The organism is Vaccinium witches'-broom phytoplasma str. VAC (assembly GCF_000309405.1).
Taxonomy (GTDB): domain Bacteria; phylum Bacillota_I; class Bacilli_A; order Acholeplasmatales; family Acholeplasmataceae; genus Phytoplasma.
Window position 1 is genome coordinate 1 of record NZ_AKIN01000044.1, and the last position, 20,295, is coordinate 20,295.

General features: G+C 27.3%; 23 protein-coding genes and 1 tRNA gene. 1 reads left to right on the forward strand and 23 read right to left on the reverse strand.

What is annotated here, in order from left to right:
• Positions 1–596 precede the first annotated feature (596 nt).
• The gene (locus tag RI68_RS01240; protein WP_017193446.1) at positions 597–1,994 is read left to right on the forward strand and encodes a hypothetical protein; all 1,398 of its coding nucleotides are present in this window, start codon (positions 597–599) and stop codon (positions 1,992–1,994) included.
• Between the two features lie 74 nt (positions 1,995–2,068).
• Here RI68_RS01240 and RI68_RS01245 read toward each other — a convergent pair whose 3' ends face one another.
• From RI68_RS01245 to rpsU, 23 genes are all read right to left on the reverse strand, one after another.
• Complete coding sequence (locus tag RI68_RS01245; protein WP_017192588.1) at positions 2,069–2,503, reverse strand: iron-sulfur cluster assembly scaffold protein; 435 nt, start codon at positions 2,501–2,503, stop codon at positions 2,069–2,071.
• A 33-nt stretch (positions 2,504–2,536) separates the two neighbouring features.
• Positions 2,537–3,727 carry an aminotransferase class V-fold PLP-dependent enzyme gene (locus RI68_RS01250; RefSeq protein WP_017193447.1) on the reverse strand — a complete coding sequence of 397 codons (1,191 nt, stop codon included), beginning with the start codon at positions 3,725–3,727 and terminating at the stop codon, positions 2,537–2,539.
• Positions 3,728–3,817: 90 nt separating this feature from the next.
• Entirely contained in the window at positions 3,818–4,726 is a 909-nt protein-coding gene (locus RI68_RS01255) for a MetQ/NlpA family ABC transporter substrate-binding protein (protein ID WP_017193448.1), read from the reverse strand.
• Positions 4,727–4,782: 56 nt separating this feature from the next.
• Positions 4,783–5,661 carry a MetQ/NlpA family ABC transporter substrate-binding protein gene (locus RI68_RS01260; RefSeq protein WP_017193449.1) on the reverse strand — a complete coding sequence of 293 codons (879 nt, stop codon included), beginning with the start codon at positions 5,659–5,661 and terminating at the stop codon, positions 4,783–4,785.
• Positions 5,662–5,802: 141 nt separating this feature from the next.
• On the reverse strand, positions 5,803–6,222 hold the full coding sequence (locus RI68_RS01265) for an OsmC family protein (protein ID WP_017193450.1): 420 nt from the start codon (positions 6,220–6,222) through the stop codon (positions 5,803–5,805).
• A 56-nt stretch (positions 6,223–6,278) separates the two neighbouring features.
• Positions 6,279–6,641 carry a super-infection exclusion protein B gene (locus RI68_RS01270; RefSeq protein WP_017192583.1) on the reverse strand — a complete coding sequence of 121 codons (363 nt, stop codon included), beginning with the start codon at positions 6,639–6,641 and terminating at the stop codon, positions 6,279–6,281.
• Positions 6,642–6,657: 16 nt separating this feature from the next.
• Positions 6,658–6,867 (reverse strand): YneF family protein, encoded by a 210-nt coding sequence (locus tag RI68_RS01275; RefSeq protein WP_017193451.1) that lies wholly within the window; start codon positions 6,865–6,867, stop codon positions 6,658–6,660.
• Between the two features lie 64 nt (positions 6,868–6,931).
• Positions 6,932–7,516 (reverse strand): 16S rRNA (guanine(966)-N(2))-methyltransferase RsmD, encoded by a 585-nt coding sequence (rsmD, locus tag RI68_RS01280; protein WP_017193452.1) that lies wholly within the window; start codon positions 7,514–7,516, stop codon positions 6,932–6,934.
• Between the two features lie 12 nt (positions 7,517–7,528).
• Complete coding sequence (gene yqeK, locus RI68_RS01285; protein ID WP_017193453.1) at positions 7,529–8,095, reverse strand: bis(5'-nucleosyl)-tetraphosphatase (symmetrical) YqeK; 567 nt, start codon at positions 8,093–8,095, stop codon at positions 7,529–7,531.
• 21 nt (positions 8,096–8,116) lie between these two features.
• Positions 8,117–8,665, reverse strand: a complete 549-nt coding sequence (locus RI68_RS01290; protein ID WP_017193454.1) for a YqeG family HAD IIIA-type phosphatase — start codon at positions 8,663–8,665, stop codon at positions 8,117–8,119.
• A gap of 5 nt (positions 8,666–8,670) precedes the next feature.
• Positions 8,671–9,144: a transcription elongation factor GreA gene (gene greA / locus RI68_RS01295; protein ID WP_026071932.1), complete on the reverse strand. Its 474-nt coding sequence runs from the start codon at positions 9,142–9,144 to the stop codon at positions 8,671–8,673.
• A gap of 38 nt (positions 9,145–9,182) precedes the next feature.
• Positions 9,183–9,788, reverse strand: coding sequence for an O-methyltransferase (locus RI68_RS01300; RefSeq protein WP_017193456.1), 606 nt, complete (start codon positions 9,786–9,788; stop codon positions 9,183–9,185).
• A 74-nt stretch (positions 9,789–9,862) separates the two neighbouring features.
• Positions 9,863–10,354 (reverse strand): Holliday junction resolvase RuvX, encoded by a 492-nt coding sequence (ruvX, locus tag RI68_RS01305; protein WP_173362870.1) that lies wholly within the window; start codon positions 10,352–10,354, stop codon positions 9,863–9,865.
• Positions 10,336–12,939 carry an alanine--tRNA ligase gene (alaS, locus tag RI68_RS01310; RefSeq protein WP_017193458.1) on the reverse strand — a complete coding sequence of 868 codons (2,604 nt, stop codon included), beginning with the start codon at positions 12,937–12,939 and terminating at the stop codon, positions 10,336–10,338. The genes ruvX and alaS overlap by 19 nt, the downstream gene beginning before the upstream one ends.
• 96 nt (positions 12,940–13,035) lie before the next feature.
• Positions 13,036–13,224: a 50S ribosomal protein L32 gene (gene rpmF, locus RI68_RS01315; RefSeq protein ID WP_017192455.1), complete on the reverse strand. Its 189-nt coding sequence runs from the start codon at positions 13,222–13,224 to the stop codon at positions 13,036–13,038.
• 126 nt (positions 13,225–13,350) lie between these two features.
• A tRNA-Arg gene (locus RI68_RS01320) sits at positions 13,351–13,427 on the reverse strand.
• An 85-nt stretch (positions 13,428–13,512) separates the two neighbouring features.
• Positions 13,513–13,959 (reverse strand): class I SAM-dependent methyltransferase, encoded by a 447-nt coding sequence (locus RI68_RS01325; protein WP_017192456.1) that lies wholly within the window; start codon positions 13,957–13,959, stop codon positions 13,513–13,515.
• On the reverse strand, positions 13,956–15,209 hold the full coding sequence (locus RI68_RS01330; RefSeq protein ID WP_017193459.1) for a sigma-70 family RNA polymerase sigma factor: 1,254 nt from the start codon (positions 15,207–15,209) through the stop codon (positions 13,956–13,958). The genes RI68_RS01325 and RI68_RS01330 overlap by 4 nt, the downstream gene beginning before the upstream one ends.
• 85 nt (positions 15,210–15,294) lie before the next feature.
• Positions 15,295–17,190 (reverse strand): DNA primase, encoded by a 1,896-nt coding sequence (gene dnaG, locus RI68_RS01335; protein ID WP_017193460.1) that lies wholly within the window; start codon positions 17,188–17,190, stop codon positions 15,295–15,297.
• Between the two features lie 30 nt (positions 17,191–17,220).
• Positions 17,221–18,579, reverse strand: coding sequence for a glycine--tRNA ligase (locus RI68_RS01340; RefSeq protein WP_017193461.1), 1,359 nt, complete (start codon positions 18,577–18,579; stop codon positions 17,221–17,223).
• Between the two features lie 53 nt (positions 18,580–18,632).
• On the reverse strand, positions 18,633–19,520 hold the full coding sequence (era, locus tag RI68_RS01345) for a GTPase Era (RefSeq protein WP_017193462.1): 888 nt from the start codon (positions 19,518–19,520) through the stop codon (positions 18,633–18,635).
• Positions 19,521–19,561: 41 nt separating this feature from the next.
• A complete protein-coding gene (gene ybeY, locus RI68_RS01350; protein WP_017193463.1) occupies positions 19,562–19,846 on the reverse strand; it encodes an rRNA maturation RNase YbeY in 285 nt (94 codons plus the stop codon).
• A 240-nt stretch (positions 19,847–20,086) separates the two neighbouring features.
• Entirely contained in the window at positions 20,087–20,260 is a 174-nt protein-coding gene (rpsU, locus tag RI68_RS01355) for a 30S ribosomal protein S21 (protein WP_017192463.1), read from the reverse strand.
• Positions 20,261–20,295: the final 35 nt, after the last annotated feature.

Genomic DNA, 20,295 nt, shown 5'->3' on the forward strand with positions numbered 1-20,295 from the left:
CTTAATGTATATTTTCCGCAACCAAAAAATAAATAATTTTAACTTTCTTTCGAACTTATCACCTACTCTATACTTGATTTCTCCGGTTATGCGACAATATTCGGATTAATAACTATAATAATCGCTTATATTCAATATTGGATTGGATTTTTCCTAATGAAGATTACTTAAAATGTTTATCTTATGTTTTTATGATTTTGGCATTTTTATTTTTTAACCTTATTTCTAGTATAGTCCGAGATGTTTTTGTTTTGTTCTATATTGTAAAATGGGTATTTTTCACAATCTCTTGCAAGTTTGTGAAAAAAATTTTTTCATATTCAATCGCATAAAAATAAACAAGACCGAAAAGAAAATAAAAATGATAAAAACACATCCCAATGAAATATTGATCATTAGAAAGCAAGAAACAATTTTCTTGTCCTGTTGGACTATTAAATTATTGATGGATATCAGAACGAGAATAGTTTTTTTATTGTATAATAAAAGTGTATTTAATGATATTTTTTATTTTTTTGACTTTCTCAATTCTTATTTTAACAAAGATGAACCCAATAATTTCAAATGATTAAAATTTTACAAAGAAGAGGAAATATTTGCAACCGCCACAATATAATAACAATAATAGTTATGCTTTGACTAAATTTTTTTTAATCCCTATTTTATTATTATTGTTTGTTATTGCGTTTTTAATTGTCTTTTATAAACTTCATCAACCATATATAGACAATTCTTTATCAGCATATAATGATAATATAAAGGAATATTATTGCAATACTAAAGATTCTAATAAAAATATGGATATTGATAGCGAAATAAATGAATACGATCCTATCACAGGCAATTATTTAAGTAAAACCATTTTCACCGAAGGAAATGTTAAAGAATATGACCCTATCACAGGTCATTTAGTTCAAGAAAAATTCTCTAACGGCTATATTAAAAAATATAACGATAAACAACAAGTTATTAAAGAAATTTTACCCAATAAAGTTAAAATTTATTACGAATATGATCCAGAAACGCAATCTTTATTCAAGATTATGGTTAACGATTTCAAAACTGTCCAATATGACCTTAAGACCGGTAAAATAGAAAAAATTTTACTTTCTGATGGAACCATAACCGAATTTAACACGAAAGATAATCAGTTTCAACAAGAAATTTCCCCTGATAAAACTATTAAAAAATTAAAAGGGGATATAATGGAGGTTATTTTACCTACAGGATGGACAAGAGAATATGACGTTATTAATGGACATTTATTAAAAGAAATCACACCCAAAGGCGTTGTTAAAGAATACCGTAATATTTTAAATAAAGAAATATTGCCGAATGGAAACATCAGAATATACGAAGATAATAGTGTGAAAGAAGTTTCTTCAGAAGATAAAATTATTACAGAATATGATATTAACACTAAAAGAATAAAAAAAATTATTTACCCGAATGGTGAAGTTAAAGAGTTTAGTTTGTATAAAAACCATTTACAAAAAGAAATTTTATCAGACGGAACAATCAAAGAATATAATATTGACAATAACATTCTTATCAAAGAGTTTTTACCTGATAAATCTATTAAAGAATATGATCCAGAAAAGGGTTTTTTATTGAAACATACTTTCCCAGATGGAAATGTTTTACAATCAATACTAGATTTTGATCCTGATAGTCATAAATTAATTAAAATTTGTTTGCCGGATAAAACTATCATCGAAATGGATGCAGAAAAAGACCTTATCATAAGAGAAATTACTTTAGATGAAAACGTTAAAAAAACTATTTTCGGTTATGACCCAGAAACGAATAAATTGGTTAAAATTATCTTTCCTGATGGTCATATTAAAGAGTTCGATCCTATAAAAGACTATTTAATCAAAGAAGTTTTGTCCAACGGAATAACCATCGATTATGAATACGACCCTCTAACGGATGTTTTATTAAAAACAGTTTCTTCTGATGGCCAAATTATCGATTACCAATTAACCGAATAAATCGTTACTATAATAAATTAATTCCTATATACTAAAAAAGCCTTTTTAAAAATTAAAAAGGCTTTTTTAGTATATTATTTTAAGGAAGAATGGTTTTTTTCGATATTTTTTTGTATAGCTTCCCAAGGGAGGCTGATGCATAAAACTCTACTGGAAGGTTGTTTCAATAAGTTAAACACTTTCAAGTCAGAATCTATTTGCGTTTCATCGTAGTTTTTATCTTTCACCATTCCTAAAAAATGATTCACTTTATTGAGTGTTTCGGAAATAGTTTTCTTTTTCAAATGTACTGACATTAAACTAGCTGATGCGCAACATACTGCGCAAGCTTGAGTATCGTGTTTAATATCAACGATAACACCATCTACTATTTTGATTTGTAAATCTATAGCATCGCCACAAGAGTTATTTTGATAACGAATATGTAAATAACTATCATCTTGAACTAAACCATGATTTTGGGGATAACTAGAATGTTGAATCATTAATTTTTTTTGTAATTCGTTCATTACACACATTGGTTAATTCCTTTGATTTTTAAATTAAAAGAAAAAATCTTTTATTTTTTTTAAATGAGTAATTAAAAAAGCTATATCTTCTTCGGTGTTGTGCAACCCAACAGACACTCTAATAGTGCTTATTTGGTTTAATTTTTTAGAAACTAAATTAGCACAATGCAGACCTGTTCTAAGATAGATATTATGTTTAGCTAAAGAATTTTCCACATCATGAGCATGAATTTTGTCAAAAACAAAAAGTACTAAATTATCAGCCCCTTCGTTCAAAACCCTAATTTGTGGGATTTTTTTAAATTCTTCTTTAATTTTAGCAACTATTTTTTTATTATGTTGATGAATCTTGTCTATTCCAATAGATTCGATAAATTCTAAACTTTTTTTAAAAGCTATAATTGAACCTATATTAGGGGTTCCTGATTCAAATTTATAAGGAGTATCTCTTAAAATATAACGATCTTTAAAGACTTCTTGAACAGTGCCGCCACCCAAACAAGAAGGTTTCATTTTTTCTAAATGTACTTTTTTACCGTAAAGGACGCCTACACCAAAAGGTCCATACATTTTATGAGCTGAAAAAGCCATAAAATCAACATCTAAATCTTTCATATCTAAACGTTGATGAGCTACAGATTGAGCAGCATCTAAAATCACTAACACTTCTTTTTGATGAGCAATTTTAGCGATTTCTTTAATAGGAGTTTCATAACCTAAAACATTAGACATATGAGTTAAAACTACTATTTTAGTTTTATCAGTTAAAACGTTTTTAAAGTTCTCAACAGTGATTTTGTTTTGGTCACTCAAAGGAATGAAAACTAATTTAGCTTGTTTATCTTCTGCCACTTTAACCCAAGGTAAAACTGATGAATTATGTTCTAATTCTGAAGTAATAATTTCGTCTCCTGGTTGGATGTTTTGCGAAAGAATTTGTGCTAACATATTTAAAGATTCAGTCGTCCCTTTGGTAAAGATAACTTCTTCAGGTTTTGCGTTGATGAATTGAGCCGTTTTTTCTCTTGTTTCGCCCATTAAAAGATTGTTTTGCACAGATAAAGCGCCGAAAGATCTAAAATTCATACCATTATCATTATAAAAATCTGACATAGCATCTATCACTGTTTGTGGTTTTAAAGAAGTAGAAGCGGAATCAAAATAAACTAATTTAGGATTGTTTTTAAAAATAGGAAAATAGGAACGAAAATAATTATCTTTCATAAGTGGTTATTAAACTCCTTTTTTCAAAAAAAATATCACCCGCGATGATGTCATTTTTTTTATTTTTTTGTACCAAATAGTTATGGATAATTATTTTTCGAAATTAGCCAATATGTCTGCTTTTAATTTATCAGGGTTTTGCACCATAACGTAATCTTTGCCTGGCCCACCAGCTTCAAACATAGTTTTTTGCACTTGTTCGTGTTTTAAAAATCTTTTAACCGCTTGGACTTTTTCATCATCTTGGTTGTTTTTTCTAGAAGCTAAAATAATAGCGTAAGAAGAGAAAACGATATTATTTTCTTGTTCTTCAGGGCTTACAGTACCTATTCTTTTGAAATCAGGGTTTTTTCTCATAAAACCAGGACAGTTGATAGATAAATCGTATTTAGTAGGATCGGTGAATAATTCCACTACTTTAAATAAATTATTAGTTTTAACAAAATTCAAATCATAAATATTTTCTATATCGTCTAAATTCAAATTATAACCTTTAGCTTTGATCACTTCTTCATCAATTTTAACTAATTTTAAATTATTTAACAACAAAAGAGAACGTGAAAAATCACAGGGTGCTGCGAATAAATCATTAAAAGGAGCAAATAATAATCTTAAGTTTTTATGTTTTTTAACATCTTCTACTGATTGAAGTTTTAAAGGGTTTTTTTTATGAACGTATAGACCGTAACGAGGGTGAAAAAACGGTTGCACCATCGTTAATTTAGTTTCTTCATCAGTTGCTGCAAAATCGTTATAAGAATTCATAGTGTGGTAATTATTAGAAATGCTCACATCTACAATACCTTCTTTAAGGGCATCATTGCAAGTAATTTGATATTTTTCTTTTAATTCTGCTTCAGAAATAACTTCTAAAATGTAGCCATCTTCAATCAAATGTTTAGTACTTTGTAAAGTATTTAAAGAAGAAGGAAAATTAGTAGCTATTTTAATAGTTTTTTTAGGCTTATTATCGTTGTGATTGCCAGCTAAGTTATTCATCATAATCGTATCCTTTTAATCTTTTTATTTATTATTTTTCTTGATGGTTATATAGTTTATAACCAATTTTTAATTAGTCTATCTTTTAATTCTTCAGGTTTTTCAATCATAACATAATTTTTCATTCCGTTATGAGTTTGATTCACATGAAAAGCTTTAACTTCGGGATCTTGTAGAATTTGTTTTAGTATATTGATCTCTTCGCTATTTTGGTTATCTTGTCTAGAAATCAAACCAATAGCGTATGATTCTACTATTTCGTTAGTTGGTTCATTTTCGCCTGTGATATTAGAGCCGATTCTGATAAAATCAGGATTGCTATTCATAAAAGCAGGCCAATTAGCCATTAAATCATATTCATCAGGATTTTCAGCAAATTTAAAAGGAATTTGAGAAGTTTTAGTAAATTCTAAATTATAAGGATTGGTGATATCAGAAAAATTAATATTTAATCTTTTTTCTTTTAAAACTTCTTCAGGAATATTGATTAATCCGTTATTTCTCAACACTAAAAGAGAACGGGAAGTATCACAAGGTTCAATGAAAGAAAAAGCCACAGCTAATAAGACTTTTAAATTTTTATGTTTTTTAACTTCTTCTAAACTTAATAATTGTTTTTTACTTTTTTTATTAGCGTATAAACCGTATTTAGAATGATAAAAAGGTTGAATAAAAACAAAAGGTTCTTGTTTGTTTTTAATTAAAAAATCATTAGTCGCTTTAAAAACGTGAATATTAGTGTAAATCAAACCATCAATTTTTTTATTTTTTAAAATATCTATATTTTCTTCAGTCCAACTAGTTTTGACTACTTCTAAATCGATACCTTTATCGTAATATATTTCTTTAGCTTTATTTAAGGTATTAATAACTGCTTGTATCGGACTACCAACTTTAACTATTTTTCTTTCTTTTTTATTGTTTAAATTCTCCATATTAAAATCCATCTTTCTTTTACAAACAATAATCAATTTTTCAAATGATATAATTTTTTTATCTTATATTAAAACATGTTTTAAAAACCTAAAAAATCTTATGAAATTTAGGTCAATTTATTTTTAATTTTGCAAATTTTTTTAAGTGATGTCTTCGTATAAAACAGCACTTAAAATTAAATGAGGATAATCATTTAACATTCTAGAAACAGGACATTTAGTATGAACTGTATCCATGATTTCAGCTGTTTCTTGTACAGAGGCTTTTTTAATGCCCATAATCAATTCTAATTTGAAATAAAAACCTTGTTCGTCTTTAGAAGTGATAGTCAACACTTTTATTTTAATGTCTGATAAATGCGGTTTTTCCAAAGCAAGATATTTTTGAGTAGTTTTATAAAAACATACTAATAAAGATAAACTCAATAATTCTCTTGGATCACTGTAATTATCGTTAGCATTAGTTAAAGCTGAATCTAATTTAGTTTTCAAACCGTTTTTAACGATTCCTATATCGTTTAATCTTTCTTCATGATAAGCGATTAATTTTAATTGACTCATTTTGTTGTTCCATTCTTTTGTAATTTTTCAACGATAAAAAAATTATATTCCCTCTTTTAAAGGTGATGATCGGTGAATAAATATATCTCTCTTAAAGTTTTATCTTTGTTCACTAAATTAAAGATTTCTATATTAATAGCGTAAAAAGAATGTAGAGGGTTTGTATTATCGTCTTTTATTTTTCTTAAAATATTTAATTTCACTAAATTCAAAGTAATAGAAGAATTTTTAGTTAACGGAAATTCTTTATTTTTATTTTGTAAAAAACTTTTTAAGACTTCTTTTTCTATATTTGAACAATTCAGTAAATATTTTTTCATTTTCATTTTAACTTTTCTTTCGTAAAGAAAGTTCATGAAAAAAAGAACTCCCGCCGCGATGAAAATGATTGCAAAACAAACTAAATAACTGTGGTTCATTAAATAAAACCTCCTTTTATTTTTTTTTGAAAGAAGACATGATTTGTTTAATTTGTTTCTCTCCTGGGGTTCTTCCCATTTGTTTAAACATTTCTTTAATTTGTCTTTCCGTAATAGGAGGATTTTTTTCTAAATATTTTTTGAACCAACGGAACATGAAAAAAGCTCCTATAACAATTCCTAAAATTAATCCTAATAAAAACAAACAGGTTCCGATCCAATTCATAAGATATAATTCTCCTTTTTATACAATAAATTTATAAAATAAAATCATTCAATTTTATTATAATTTAAAACATAAATAAATTTTTATGATAAAGCAAAAAAACTTTGCGGTAATAATTTAACTTCTGGCTACCGTATTTTTTACTTTTAATTAAATGAAAATCGTTTATTTTTGACGGCAAATTCATCTTGTGATTGGTTTCGCAAATCACTAAACTATTTTGATTAGTTAAGGGACTTAAAACTTTTAATAAAGGTTCAAAATAATCAGAAAAATACGGAGGATCTAAAATGATGAAATCAAAGATTAACTCTTCTTTGATAAATTTTTTCAACATTCTAAAAGCATCGCCATAAAAAATATGAACTTCATCACTCTTTAGTTGCAATTTTTGGCAGTTTTTTTTAATTGCTTTATAAGCAGCCAATAAATTATCGACCATATAGATAGCTTTAGCTTTTCTACTTAAGGCTTCAAAACCATAAACTCCTGAACCAGAGAATAAATCTAGCACCGTTTGACCTTCTATTTCTGCCCCAATTGTATCAAATAAAGCTTTTCGAACTAAATGAGAAGTACTTTTGGTTTTTTCTGAAGGAACTAAAACTAATCTAAAACCTTTGTATTTTCCTGAAATAATTTGTAACATTATTCAACACCATTATTTTTTCAATTTCTTTTCTAAAGAAGCCAAAATAGCCAATTGTTCTTCAGAATTTTTAAAACCTTTAGATTTATAATATGCAAAATTAAATTTTAAAAGTTGATAAACCGCTTGATCTAAATCTTCAAAAGCCAATTTTCTAAAATAATTAACTTGCTGAAAATCACGACTATTTTCTAATTTATCACTTAATAAAATAATTTTATCCAGCTTATTCATCGTCTTATGGCCCCAAACATGCTTTCTAATAGCGTTTAAAATTTTTTTATCACTAATTTTAAACTCTTTTTCTAACACTACAGGAGCACTAAAAGCGTGATACATGAAAGTAGCTTGTTTATATTTATTAATGATTTGTTTATCTAAAACGGAGACATGGAATTCTAAAGAATCGTTTTTAGTATAATCATGAAATAAAGCAGCTATTTGCGCTTGCAAGATGTCTACTTTATGAAAACGAGACAATTCCATAGCTTTCCTATAAACTCCTAAAATATGGTTCAATCTAGGAGCATCATTTTTAAATTTTTCATTTATTTTTTTTAAAATATTTTCTATTAACATAAACCACAATCATTTTTCTAATTAAACAAAATTTTTAAATTTTTGTTGATAAATTTTCGGATTATTTTTTTTGATTTTTTTGATGTAAGGCCTTTCAATGAAATAACGGCTTAAACGAGAAATTAATGATTCGTTGTTTCTATTAATTGGTTTTAATAAAATAGAAGTAATCTTCATTTTATTAGCTCCTAAAATATCCGTTCTTAATTGATCACCAATCATAACTGTTTCTTCTGCTGAAACGTTAAATTTTTCCAAAGCTTTTAAAAAACCCCATGAAGAAGGTTTTTTATGAAAAAAATTAAGTGGAATATAATCAAAATCGCTTTTTAAAACAGTTTCCAATCTTTTTTTAGAAGCATTCGAAATAACCACTATTTTAAATAAGGATTGAATTTGTTGTAAAAATTGTTTATTTTCTTCACTTAAAGCTTTTTGGTTGTTTTCTAATAAAGTGTTGTCTAAATCAAAAAACAACGCTTTAATGCCTTTTTTCATCAAATATTCATAAGGGATATCTAAAAAAGAATCATAATAAAATTCAGGCAAATATTTATTCGCTTTTTTCATTTTATCTATTCTATTTTTAGAATTTCTACTGTAAAGTTTTTGCCAGTTTCGGTTTTAATCACTACTTGATCGCCTATTTTACAACCTTTAATACTTTGACCAATAGGAGATTCAATAGAAATTTTATCAACAAAAGGGTCTGCTTCTAAAATTCCTACTAAATGTAGGTTTTTTTCTTCCATAGTTTCTAAAAATCTTAAATTCACTTTATTCCCGATATTGATGTCTTTGTTTTTAACAGAAGCACTAATAATATTAACATTTTTTAAAATATTTTGAATTTCTAAAATTCTGGTTTCTATGACAGCTTGTTCGTTTCTAGCTGCACTATAATCAGCATTTTCACTTAAATCACCTTGTTCTCTCGCTTCTTTTAAAGCTAATAAGTTTTCGTTTCTTTTAACGTTTTTAAGGTGATTTAATTCTTCATTTAATTTATCAACTCCTGATTGAGTTAAAGTATAACTTTTTTTATTCATTTGATTTCCTTTAATTGATAATAATTTTAATTTAAAAATTAAATTATTTGAGGTGAAAAATTTTTTTTCCAAGAAATACTTAATCCATCGCCAATATCTTTAAAAACAGTTTTAAATTCCCTATTTTCTGTTAAAAAAGTTTTAAAACTGTTTAATTTAGTGATAATTCTTTTCGCACTTCTAGAAATAGTGTTGACATCTAAATTATGAAAATTCAAATTATCACATACAATAACGCCATTATCCTTTAAAAAAAATTGGTATTTCTTAAATAACTTTTCATATTGAACCTTAGAAGCATCGATAAAAATAAAATCATATTTTTTTTGCGGTTGATAAAAAAAAGCTTCTGACCAAATAAATTCAATTTCATGAGAAATATTTTTTAAAAAATCCTTCGCCAATTGGACGTTGGGATATTCCCTTTCAATGGTTTGAATATTATTTTTCTTATTACTCATAGATAAAGCGCTATAGCCAATTGCTGTTCCTATTTCTAAAATATCCCTAAAATCATTCTCAGTTATCATTTTTTCTAAAAATAATTTGGTTTCATCATGTATAATAGGGATTTTATTCAAAATAGCATATGTTTTAATTTCTTTTAAAGATTTTTCTTTTAGTTCGTTTTTCATACTTGGCATATTTAAATAAATTAACCTTTTTTTATTTGATAATAAAAAACTTTATATTTTTATTATTTTTCTTCTTCGGCTTTTTATTCTAATTGCTGTTTTTCCAATAATTGGTTAAAACGGAAATTTAAAAAATTTTGTAAAATAATCATCGCCGCTATTTCATCTTTTAATTTTTTATGTTTCTTTTGTTTGTGTTTGGAAACTTTAGGACTTTTGCTGCTATTTATAGCTTGAAAAGCTTGTACGGTCGATAAACGTTCGTCCCACAAAATAACTTCCACTAAAGGAAAATTATTTTGTAGTTTCTCTTGAAATTCCATACTTATTGTTGCTTTAATGCCGACATCATTATTCATATGTTTAGGATTTCCTAAAATAATCGTTTTAATATTAAATTGTTCTATCATTTCTTTTAAAGGCGTTATTAATTCTTCATATTTATGTTGAGTAAAATTAATAGTTTTTAAATTATTCGCGATAATACCAGATTCAGAAAGAGCAATTCCTAATGTTTTTTCACCTAAATCTAAACCTAAAAAAGAATTGTTATTGTTCACAAACAAGCCTTCCATCCCTTTTCTAATTCGTTTATTTTCGTTATATCTGAACTGAAAGAACGAGCAAAAGTTTTATTTCCGCCGCCTTTGCCGTTAATGATTTTGTTAATGCTGTTGACAAATTGTCCCGCATGAACGGTTTTACTTTTTGCTAATAAAACAAAACTATCGTTTTGTTTTTGGCATAAAATTAAAAAATCATTTTGTAATTTGTTAAATAAATGTTCTAATAAAGTTTTTAAAATATTGGGTTCTATATTGGTTTCATCGTGAATCATAATTAACATTTGTTTTTCAATTTTATCAGTAATAAATTGATCCGCTTTTCGCAAAATTAGCTCAGTTTGTTTTTTGACCACTTCTTTTTGGATAGCGATCTGTTGTTGTTTTAAAGCTTGAACGTAAGATTTATAGTTTTGAATATCTTCATAACTATTATAATTGATCATAATTTTAGGAATAATTTCTGCATTAACTACTTTTTGAGCTTGCTCTATTTTATGCAAAATTTGTTGTTCTTCTTTGTTAAAAGGACTAATTTTCTGTTCTATAGCGTTTTTAACGTTGTTATCCTCTGAAGTGGCTTCAATTCTGTAAATACCAGAACCAATAGAACTGTACGATAAAATGGCGAATCTTTTTAGTTCCATAGTGTTTTTCGCGTGCGTTCCGCCACATAATTGAAGAGAAAAATCGTGGATTTTAACTACTCTTACTGTATTAGAATAATCTTTATCTGCTAAAAAATTAGCATCTTTTTTCTGCGCCTCTACAAAAGGCATCACTTCTATTATAACGGGGTATTTTTGAAAAATCCAGTCATTAACTTGTTTTTCTAATTGCATCAAATCATCAGAAGACAAGAGTTTATAATGGTTAAAATCATACCTTAAAACCTTATTGTTCAAAGAGGAGCCTTGTTGTTTAATATGTTTTCCAAAAACCTTTCTTAAAGAATCATTTAAAAGGTGAGTTGCTGTATGATTTAAAGAAGTTTTGCGTCTATTCTCTGGATCTACAATAGCTACTACCTCTTGTCCTTCGTGAAAGACATTAGCGATTTGATGTATTATCTGACCATTCGGCAATTTTGTCGCTTTAGTAACGGGCACGTTGTTAATAGTTCCTTCATCGCAAGATTGACCGCCCATGCGAGGATAAAAAGGAGTTTTTTCTAAAACAATACCTTCTTTAAACACTTTAAGAACTTTTGTTTTGACCTCTAAAACTTCATAACCCACAAATTCGCTTGGAGCAGTAAAGTTTAAATAATCCGTATTTTGTTCTTTCATCCCGTTTTTAAAATCTTTATTTTGGTTTTTTTGAGATAATTTCTTCTGTTTTTGTAAGAAAAAATCAAATTGATCTGAATCTACTTCAATATTTCTTTGTTCAGAGAATTCTAAAACAACCTCTTTAGGCAAACCATAAGTATCATAAAGTTTGAAAACATTTTCATTAGATATTTTATTATCTTCAGTCAATTCTAAAATTTTGACTTCGCCCTCTTTTAAAGTGTGCAAAAATTTTTCTTCTTCTTTTTTGATCATTTGAGCAATAACTGTTTCTTTATCTTTTAAATCAGGATAAAACTCTTGCATCATATCAGCCACAGTCGGCACTAATCGATATAAGAAAGGTTGATTTAACCCTATTTTTTTACCTTTTTGAAAAGCTTTTCTTAAAAGTCTTTTGAGAACATAACCTCTTCCGTCGTTGGCTAAAACAACACCATCTCCAAGACCAAAAACTAATGTTTTCGCGTGGTCTGAGATAATTCTAAAGGTTTCTTCGTCCTCTTGATATTTAAAACCGCTTATGTCTTCCATTTTGACAATAATAGGATAGAATAAATCTGTTTCAAAATTAGTTTTTTTATCTTGAAAAATACAAGCGAAACGTTCTAATCCTGCTCCAGTATCTATATTTTTTTGCGGTAATTCTTTATAATTCTCACGTTTTGTTTCAGGAACAGAATTGTATTGGGAAAAAACAATATTCCAAATTTCAATAAAACGATCGTTTTCAATATCGTTTTTAATTAATTCAGGACCTCTTAGATCATATTCAGGTCCGCGATCAAAAAAGATTTCCGTACAAGGACCACAAGGACCTTCGCCGATTTCCCAATAATTAGTTTTCGAAGAAATTAAATGATTTTCATCTATCCCTTTTTTTAACCAAAAATGATATGTATCTAAGTCTTGATGGAAATAAGTAATATATAATTTTTCTTTTGGCAAAGCGAAAAAACGTTCGGATAATAACAATTCATAAGCTAAATCAATCGCTTCTTTTTTGAAATAACCACCGATAGAGAAATTACCTAACATTTCAAAAAAAGTGTTATGGCGAGAAGTTTTACCGATATTTTCGATATCATTAGTTCTTAAGCATTTTTGGACATTAACAATGTTTTGAAAACGAACTTTCTCTGAACCGTCAAAATATTTTTTCAAAGGAGTTACCCCGGCATTAACCCACAATAAAGTAGGATCAGATTGCGGCACTAAAGAAGCTGATTTTTCTTGGTAATGGCCCTTTTCTGCAAAAAAATTTAACCACATTTTTCTAATTTCAGAAGAAGTCATTTTTTTCATTTATTTATTTTCCTTTAATTTGTTAAATATTTTCCCATAAAATAATTTTATAAATAAAAAAGATAATTAATATCTTTTTGGGAAAATAGGATATTGTTAATTATCTTTTTTTTTCTTTGACAAAATTAATTTTCCTTTGTAATAACCACTATTAAGAGTAACACGATGGGGTAAAGTAAAATTATTAGTTTCCGGACATACTACTAAAGTCGGTTTGTTTAATTTATAATGTGTGCGTCTTTTTCTTTTTGCAGTCTTACTAGTTCTTCTAAAGGGAACAGCCATTTTTTTCATCTCCTTTTTTTTATTATCAAATAAAACACTTTCTTACCAAAATGCTTTATTTGATAATAAAATATTTATTTAATTTTTTTTTACAAATTTTTTTCTTAATTCGTCTTTTTTTTACAATGGCGTTTGAGAAGGGATTCGAACCCCTGACCCACGGCTTAGAAGGCCGTTGCTCTATCCTGCTGAGCTACTCAAACCAAACCTTTTAAACAACTATTATTATACTTGAAATAATGGTTTTTTACCATCCAAAATAAAAAAATCTTCATTTTTTATTAAATTTCATTTATTTCGGATGACTTTTAAAAACATATAATTAAATTTATCGTGAACAATATAATGGTTTTGAATTTTATAATGGTTTCTTTTTAACCATTCGACTAAAAGATGGATTTTTCCTTGACAACCTAAGATGAAAGGTTTTCCGATATGAGAAGTTTTTTCTAAAATATGGATAATAGTATAAGGGCCCATACCAGCAATTAAAGCCAAATCAAAAGAGGAAGGGATATTTTCAAATCCGTCGCTTAAATAAAATTCCACAGGATAATTTTCTAAATTTGCCCGTGCTTTTTCTAACGGTTGAGGATTGATATCAGAAGCAATCGCTTTTTGAATGTAACCTTGTTCAAAAGCTTTTTTTAACACTAAACCATGGTCTGTTCCAATATCTGCAACCTTATGATAACCTTGAAGCAAAGAAGCGATAAAATCAATTCTTTTCATCATTTTTTGTTAATATTTTTGTATAACATTTTCAATTTATTTTGTCTTGAAGGCGATCTTAAGCGCCTTAAAGCTTTCGCTTCGATTTGACGTATTCTTTCGCGGGTAACACCAAAAATAGCGCCGACTTCTTCTAAAATGTAAATACGATCATCTAACAACCCGTATCTCATTTTTAAAACTTGTTGTTCTCTTACGGTTAAAGCCTCTTCTAAAGTTTCATCTAAAGTATTTTTTAAAGTTTCCTGCAACATGTATTCGTGGGGAGACACAGCATTAGCGTCACTAATGAAATCGCCTAAAGAAGAATCATCTTCTTCTCGGACTGAAGTTTCTAAAGAAATAGTTTCTTTTTCAATCATCTGAATATCAGTGATTTGTTTAGTTTTAATATTCATTTCTTTAGCTATTTCGTGATTGTCTACTTTTCTGGATAAATCTTGCGTTAACTTGCCTCTACAACGAGAAATTTTATTCATTGTTTCGATAATATGAACCGGAATTCTAATTGTTCTTGCTTGGTCGGCTACTGCTCTGGTGATCGCTTGTCTAATCCACCAAGTGGCGTAAGTAGAAAATTTAAAACCTTTTCTATAATCGAACTTGTCTACCGCTCTCATTAAACCCATATTACCTTCTTGAATTAAATCTAAGAATAATATTTTTCTCCCAATATAACGTTTAGCGATAGAAACTACTAAACGATAATTCGCTTCTACTAATTTGCTTTTACCTAATAAACCTTTTTTGATTAATTCATGGTTTTTTTGAATTTGTTCTGAAGTTAGAGTTATTTCTTTTTTTTTGTATTTAATCATTTGTTTACGCGCTCTAATTCCTTCATAAACCATTTTCGAATTTTCTCTTTCTTCTTCATGCGTTAATAAAGGTATTTGACCGATTTCTTTCAAATACATTCTGACAGGATCGTCAACTTTAATTGAATTAGAAATTTTTTCTAAATTCAATTCTTCTTGGTAATCTTCTTTACTTTCATCATCTTCAAAAGATAAATTATTTTTTTTCAATTTTTGTTCTTTTAGTTTTTTAATATTTTCTTTTTTAATTTTTTTATCTTGAGTGATTAAAAATTTGATAATTTCTTCGTTAAAAGGAACCATATTTTTATTAAAACTGTTAACCCATCTTAACTTTTTTTTCAACGCAACATTAATAGAGCTTATAGTCGTATCTTTGGCTAGTTTGGAATTATGTTTTTTACATGTCTGTTTTATCGTTTGTCTTAAATTCATATTTTTCACCCATTAATTTTATTTTATACAATTTTATTACGATAATGATAAGATGACTTTGATTTTAGTCTCTTTTAATTGGTTTTTATAATTTAGCTAACTTTTCTCTTACTTTGTGAAGTTCTAACTTTTTTTGGATTAATTTTTGCCCTTTTTCTTCTATCTGGCGGATATCTTCTTCGTTGTTTATCATTTGAGTTAAGTCTTTTTCTAAAGAAGCGATTTCTTCTTCTATGTTGGCAAAATCATCTAATTGTGTTTTCTTCGATAAAAGTTTTTTCACATCTTCTAAATGTGGTAGGTTTTGTTTCTGTTTAAATAAAAAACTATTTTCAATTTCTTCTTTGAAAAGATCAAAATCGAATTTTGCTTTTCTTTCTTGAAAAAATTCTTCATAAAGAACGGCAAATCTGTCTAAATCCACATGTCGATTGATGTGAATGTTTTCTTCAGGCAAATATTTTTCATAATATTCTTTGATTTTGGCAACAATATCAATCAACACCGAATTATTTAAAAAAATAATAACGCTTTTTTCGTAAATTAATGGTAAAAACTTATCACTTAACAAAATTTCAATAATGATATGTTTGTCAGTTTCGTTATATTGTTTTTTGTTCATTTTTTTAATATGAATTAATTTATCTGAACTGTTGGCGATTTGACTTAAGAGTTGATAACCTTTTTTATCGTTGAATAAGTTGTTTTCTTTATCGTAATTTTGTTTAGCTAAATTTAAGGAAATTTGATATGTTTTATACAATTCTTTCGCGTAATATCTTTTAGTTTCTAGATCGTAATACTTCAATAAGGCAACGGTTTTAGACTCTATTTCATCATCGCTTTGGTTCTGTTCTTTCCATTCTTCTACATTATAAAAGACAAAATCTTTCGCTTTTTCTTTTAAAGAAGAAAGATTGATTGTGTTTTTTTGTAAAATGTATTGGTCTGGATCTAGATTATCAGGCAAAGTCACTATTTTAATTTTAAAATTACGTTTAATGAGTAAAGTAGATATTTTCAGAGCCGCTTCTTTGCCTGCATTATCGCTATCATAAATAATTAAACAATTTTGACTTCTGGATTGAAGTAATTTAGCGTGTTGTTCCGTAAAACTAGTTCCTAAAGTGGCTACTACGTTTTTAATCCCTTTTTTGTAAAAAGCTATGACATCAAAAACACCTTCAGTTAGAATAATTTCGTTCTTAGCTCGAATGTCTTCTTGATGTTGGTATAAACGATATAAAAGATTACTTTTTTTAAATAAAGTGTTTTCTGAATTAAATAAATATTTCGGATATTTTTCTTTTTCTTTAGTCAAACGTCCTGAAAAACCAACAATATTACCTTTTTCATCAGTCAAAGGGAACATCAAACGGTCTACGAAAAAATTATAATATTCTTCTTCATTGTTAGATCTTTGTTTAATTAAACCTAATTTCAATAAAGTTTTAGCAGAGAAACCTTTCTCTAATAAATAATCTTTAAGAGAGTTAAAATCATCGTAAGCATAACCTAAACCAAATTCTTTAATCAATTCTAAAGTCAGTTTTCTTTCTTGAAATAAATAACGTTCTAAAGGGTGATCTTTAATGTTGTCGATAATGTATAAAAGTGAATCATGAAAATATTGTTGCGCAGAATTTAATACATCGTATAAAACATCTTTATTATTTTTCTTTTTTTTTGGCAAATCAATATTAAATTGTTCGCATAATTCTTCTACCGCTTTTTCAGTAGAAATATTTTTCAATTGACGCCAATAAGTAACTGGTTTACCGCCTTTACTACAAGACATGCAAAAGGCAATATTTTTTTCTTTAGAAACGGAAAAAGAAGGTGTTTTTTCTTGATGAAAAGGACATAAACCCATAAAGTTTTTTCCTTGTTTTTTTAAGACCACACCTGATTTAAGAATTAATTCATAAATGGGTATTTTTTCATTGATTTGTACAATGAAAGATTCCTTTATTTTATCCATAAAATCACTTTTTTCACCACTTTACAATTCTTAAAACAATAATTTATTTTCTATATAATCGCGGATTTTTTCAATAGGCATTCTATGTTGGTTCATAGTGTCTCTATCTCTAATTGTTGCCGTATTATCTTCTAAAGTTTGATCATCTACCGTACAACAAAAAGGAGTTCCTATAGAATCTTGTCTTCTATATCTTTTACCAATACTTTGGTTTTCATCATAAATTAATTCAAAATAATTAGATAATTTTTTTTGTAATTCTTCTGCTTTATGACGATGAATTTTTTTCATCAAAGGTAAAATAGCTATTTTATAAGGCGCTAAAAAAGGATGAATTTTTAACACTGTTCGTGAAGCTGCCTCTTTTAGTTGCTCTATTTCTAAACTGTCAGCTAAAAGAGCTAAAAATAACCTTTCGACCCCTAAAGAAGGTTCAATAACAAAAGGGAAGTATTTTTCTTTGGTATTTTCATCAAAATATTGTAAATCTTTTTTAGAATATTTTTGATGATTTTTCAAATCAAAATCAGTTCTTGATGCTATTCCCCATAATTCATCAAAACCCCAAGGGAAACGGAATAAAATATCAGAAGTAGCGTTAGAATAATGGCTTAATTCAGTTTCTTTATGATCTTTTAGTTCTAAATTTTCTTCTTTAATCCCTAATTCTAATAAGAAATTATAAGAATATTCTTTCCAATAAGCAAACCATTTTTGATCTGTTTTGGGTTGGCAAAAGAATTCTAATTCCATTTGTTCAAATTCACAAGTTCTAAAAATAAAATTACCTGGTGTAATTTCATTACGGAAAGATTTGCCGATTTGACCCACTCCAAAAGGTAATTTTTTCCTAGTAGAATTTAAAATATTTTTAAAATTAACAAAAATTCCTTGACAAGTTTCTGGTCTTAAATATAAAGGCTTATTTTCTTCTATAACAACACCTTGATGGGTTTGAAACAACATATTGAATTTTTTAACAGGGGCCCAATTTTTGGTTTCTAAAACTTCATTCTCAATTAAATATTGCGTCATTTCTTCAAAAGTTAAGGCACTGACATCAAAAGAAGGATCGTGGCTTTGAATTAATTTATCAGCTCTATAACGTTTATTAGTGTCTTTGTTTTCGGTTAAAGGATCGATAAACATTTTTAAATGTCCGGAGGCTTCCCAAATTTGGGAATTCATTATAATAGAACTATCCAATAAAACATTATCATTTCTGTCTTGAAAAAATTTCTTTTTCCAAGCTTGTTTAATGTTTTGTTTTAATAAAGTTCCTAAGGGGCCGTAATCAAAACTATTCGATAAACCGCCATAAATTTCGCTACCTGAAAAAACAAAACCATTTTGTTTAGCAAAAATAATTATTTCTTTTAAAGATAACATGTTTTTATCCTTTGCTATGTTTGTCATAAATAATATATTTATTATTATCGTATTTAATGCATATATCCTAATTGTTTTAATAAATTCATTCTATTGCGCCAATTTTTTTCCACTTTAATCCAGATGTTCAGATGAATTCTTTTGTTTAAAGTACTGTTGATATCTTTTCTAGCTTCTGTACCGATTCTTTTTATTTTTTCACCTTTAGCACCGATTAAAATTTTCTTTTGGCTAGGTTTTTCTACTAAAATTAAAACCGAAATTTCCAACATTGAAGGATATTCTTCCATCTGGCGCATATCTTCTACTGCGACAGCGCATGCATGAGGAACTTCTTCGTGCACGTGATAAAGTATTTTTTCTCTGACTAATTCTGAAATCATTTCTTTTTCTTTCACGTTAGTAACCATGGTTTTATCGAAATAAAGAGGACCTTCTTCTGTTAAAGATAAAATTTTGTCTTGCAAAATATCTACGTTTTTTTGTGTTATAGCAGATAGAGGAACAATATGTTCGAAAGGAAATTTTTCTAAATAACTAAAAATAATTTTATCGATTAAAATTTTTTGCTTAATTTCATCTATTTTATTAATTAATAAAATCACTTTTTTATTATGTTGTTGAATAGTTTGTAGAATTTTTTCTTCTTTGGATGTACATTCGCGATCAACTACGAATAAAACAATATCCACGTCTTTAATACTTTGCATTGCTACAGAATTCATATTGTTATTTAATAAATATTTTTCTTTATGTATTCCCGGAGTGTCTACAAAAATTAATTGATAATGAGGATCATTAATGATGCCTATAATTTTATTACGAGTAGTTTGCGATTTAGAACTGGTAATAGAAATTTTTTGTTTTAACAAAGAATTTAATAATGTAGATTTGCCTACATTAGTATTGCCTATCATAGTAATAAAACCTGATTTAAACACTAATTCCCCCCTTCAAAATTGATATTATTATATTTAAACAACTATATATCTAAATTATGCTCTTTTAAAATTTTATTTTGTATTTCGATCATTTCCAACAATCCTTCTTCTGTTTCGTCTTCATAACCTTTTAAATGTAAATATCCGTGCACAGCTAAAAAACTGATTTCTCTTTGATGACTGTGGTTTAATTTATCCGCCTGTTCAAAAGCTTTGGGTAAAGAAATGATAATATCCCCTAAAGAATCGTCATTGGCATCATTGGCAAAAGTCAAAACATCAGTAGGATAATCTTTTTGGCGATAATACAAATTCATTTCTTGCATTTTAATATTATCTATAAAGACAATATGTAGTTTTTTTTTGTTTCAAAAGAACTAAATATTTTGAATAAAGTGTTAGTAAAAGGTTTAATATTGATGTCGGTTTGATTATGTATTTTAATAATCATATTAATTTTTAATTTCCTTTTATGTAATTTATGTAATATTTTTTATACTAAAAATTATATTTTAAATAAAAAAAAGCACCTTTTTGGATAGGTAGCTTATTTTATTAAAAATAATTTAATGTTTTTTGTTTTTTAAGATTTTTTTACGATTTTTTCTCTCTACACTTGGCTTAACATAATACTCTTTTTTACGAGCTTGCGCAAGGTTACCAGATTTAGAAACATCTCTTTTAAATCTACGTAAAGCGTCATCGATATTTTCTTCTTCGCGAACTATAGTTTTAGGCATTTTCACAATCCCCCCCTTTTTTTACTATAAAAAAT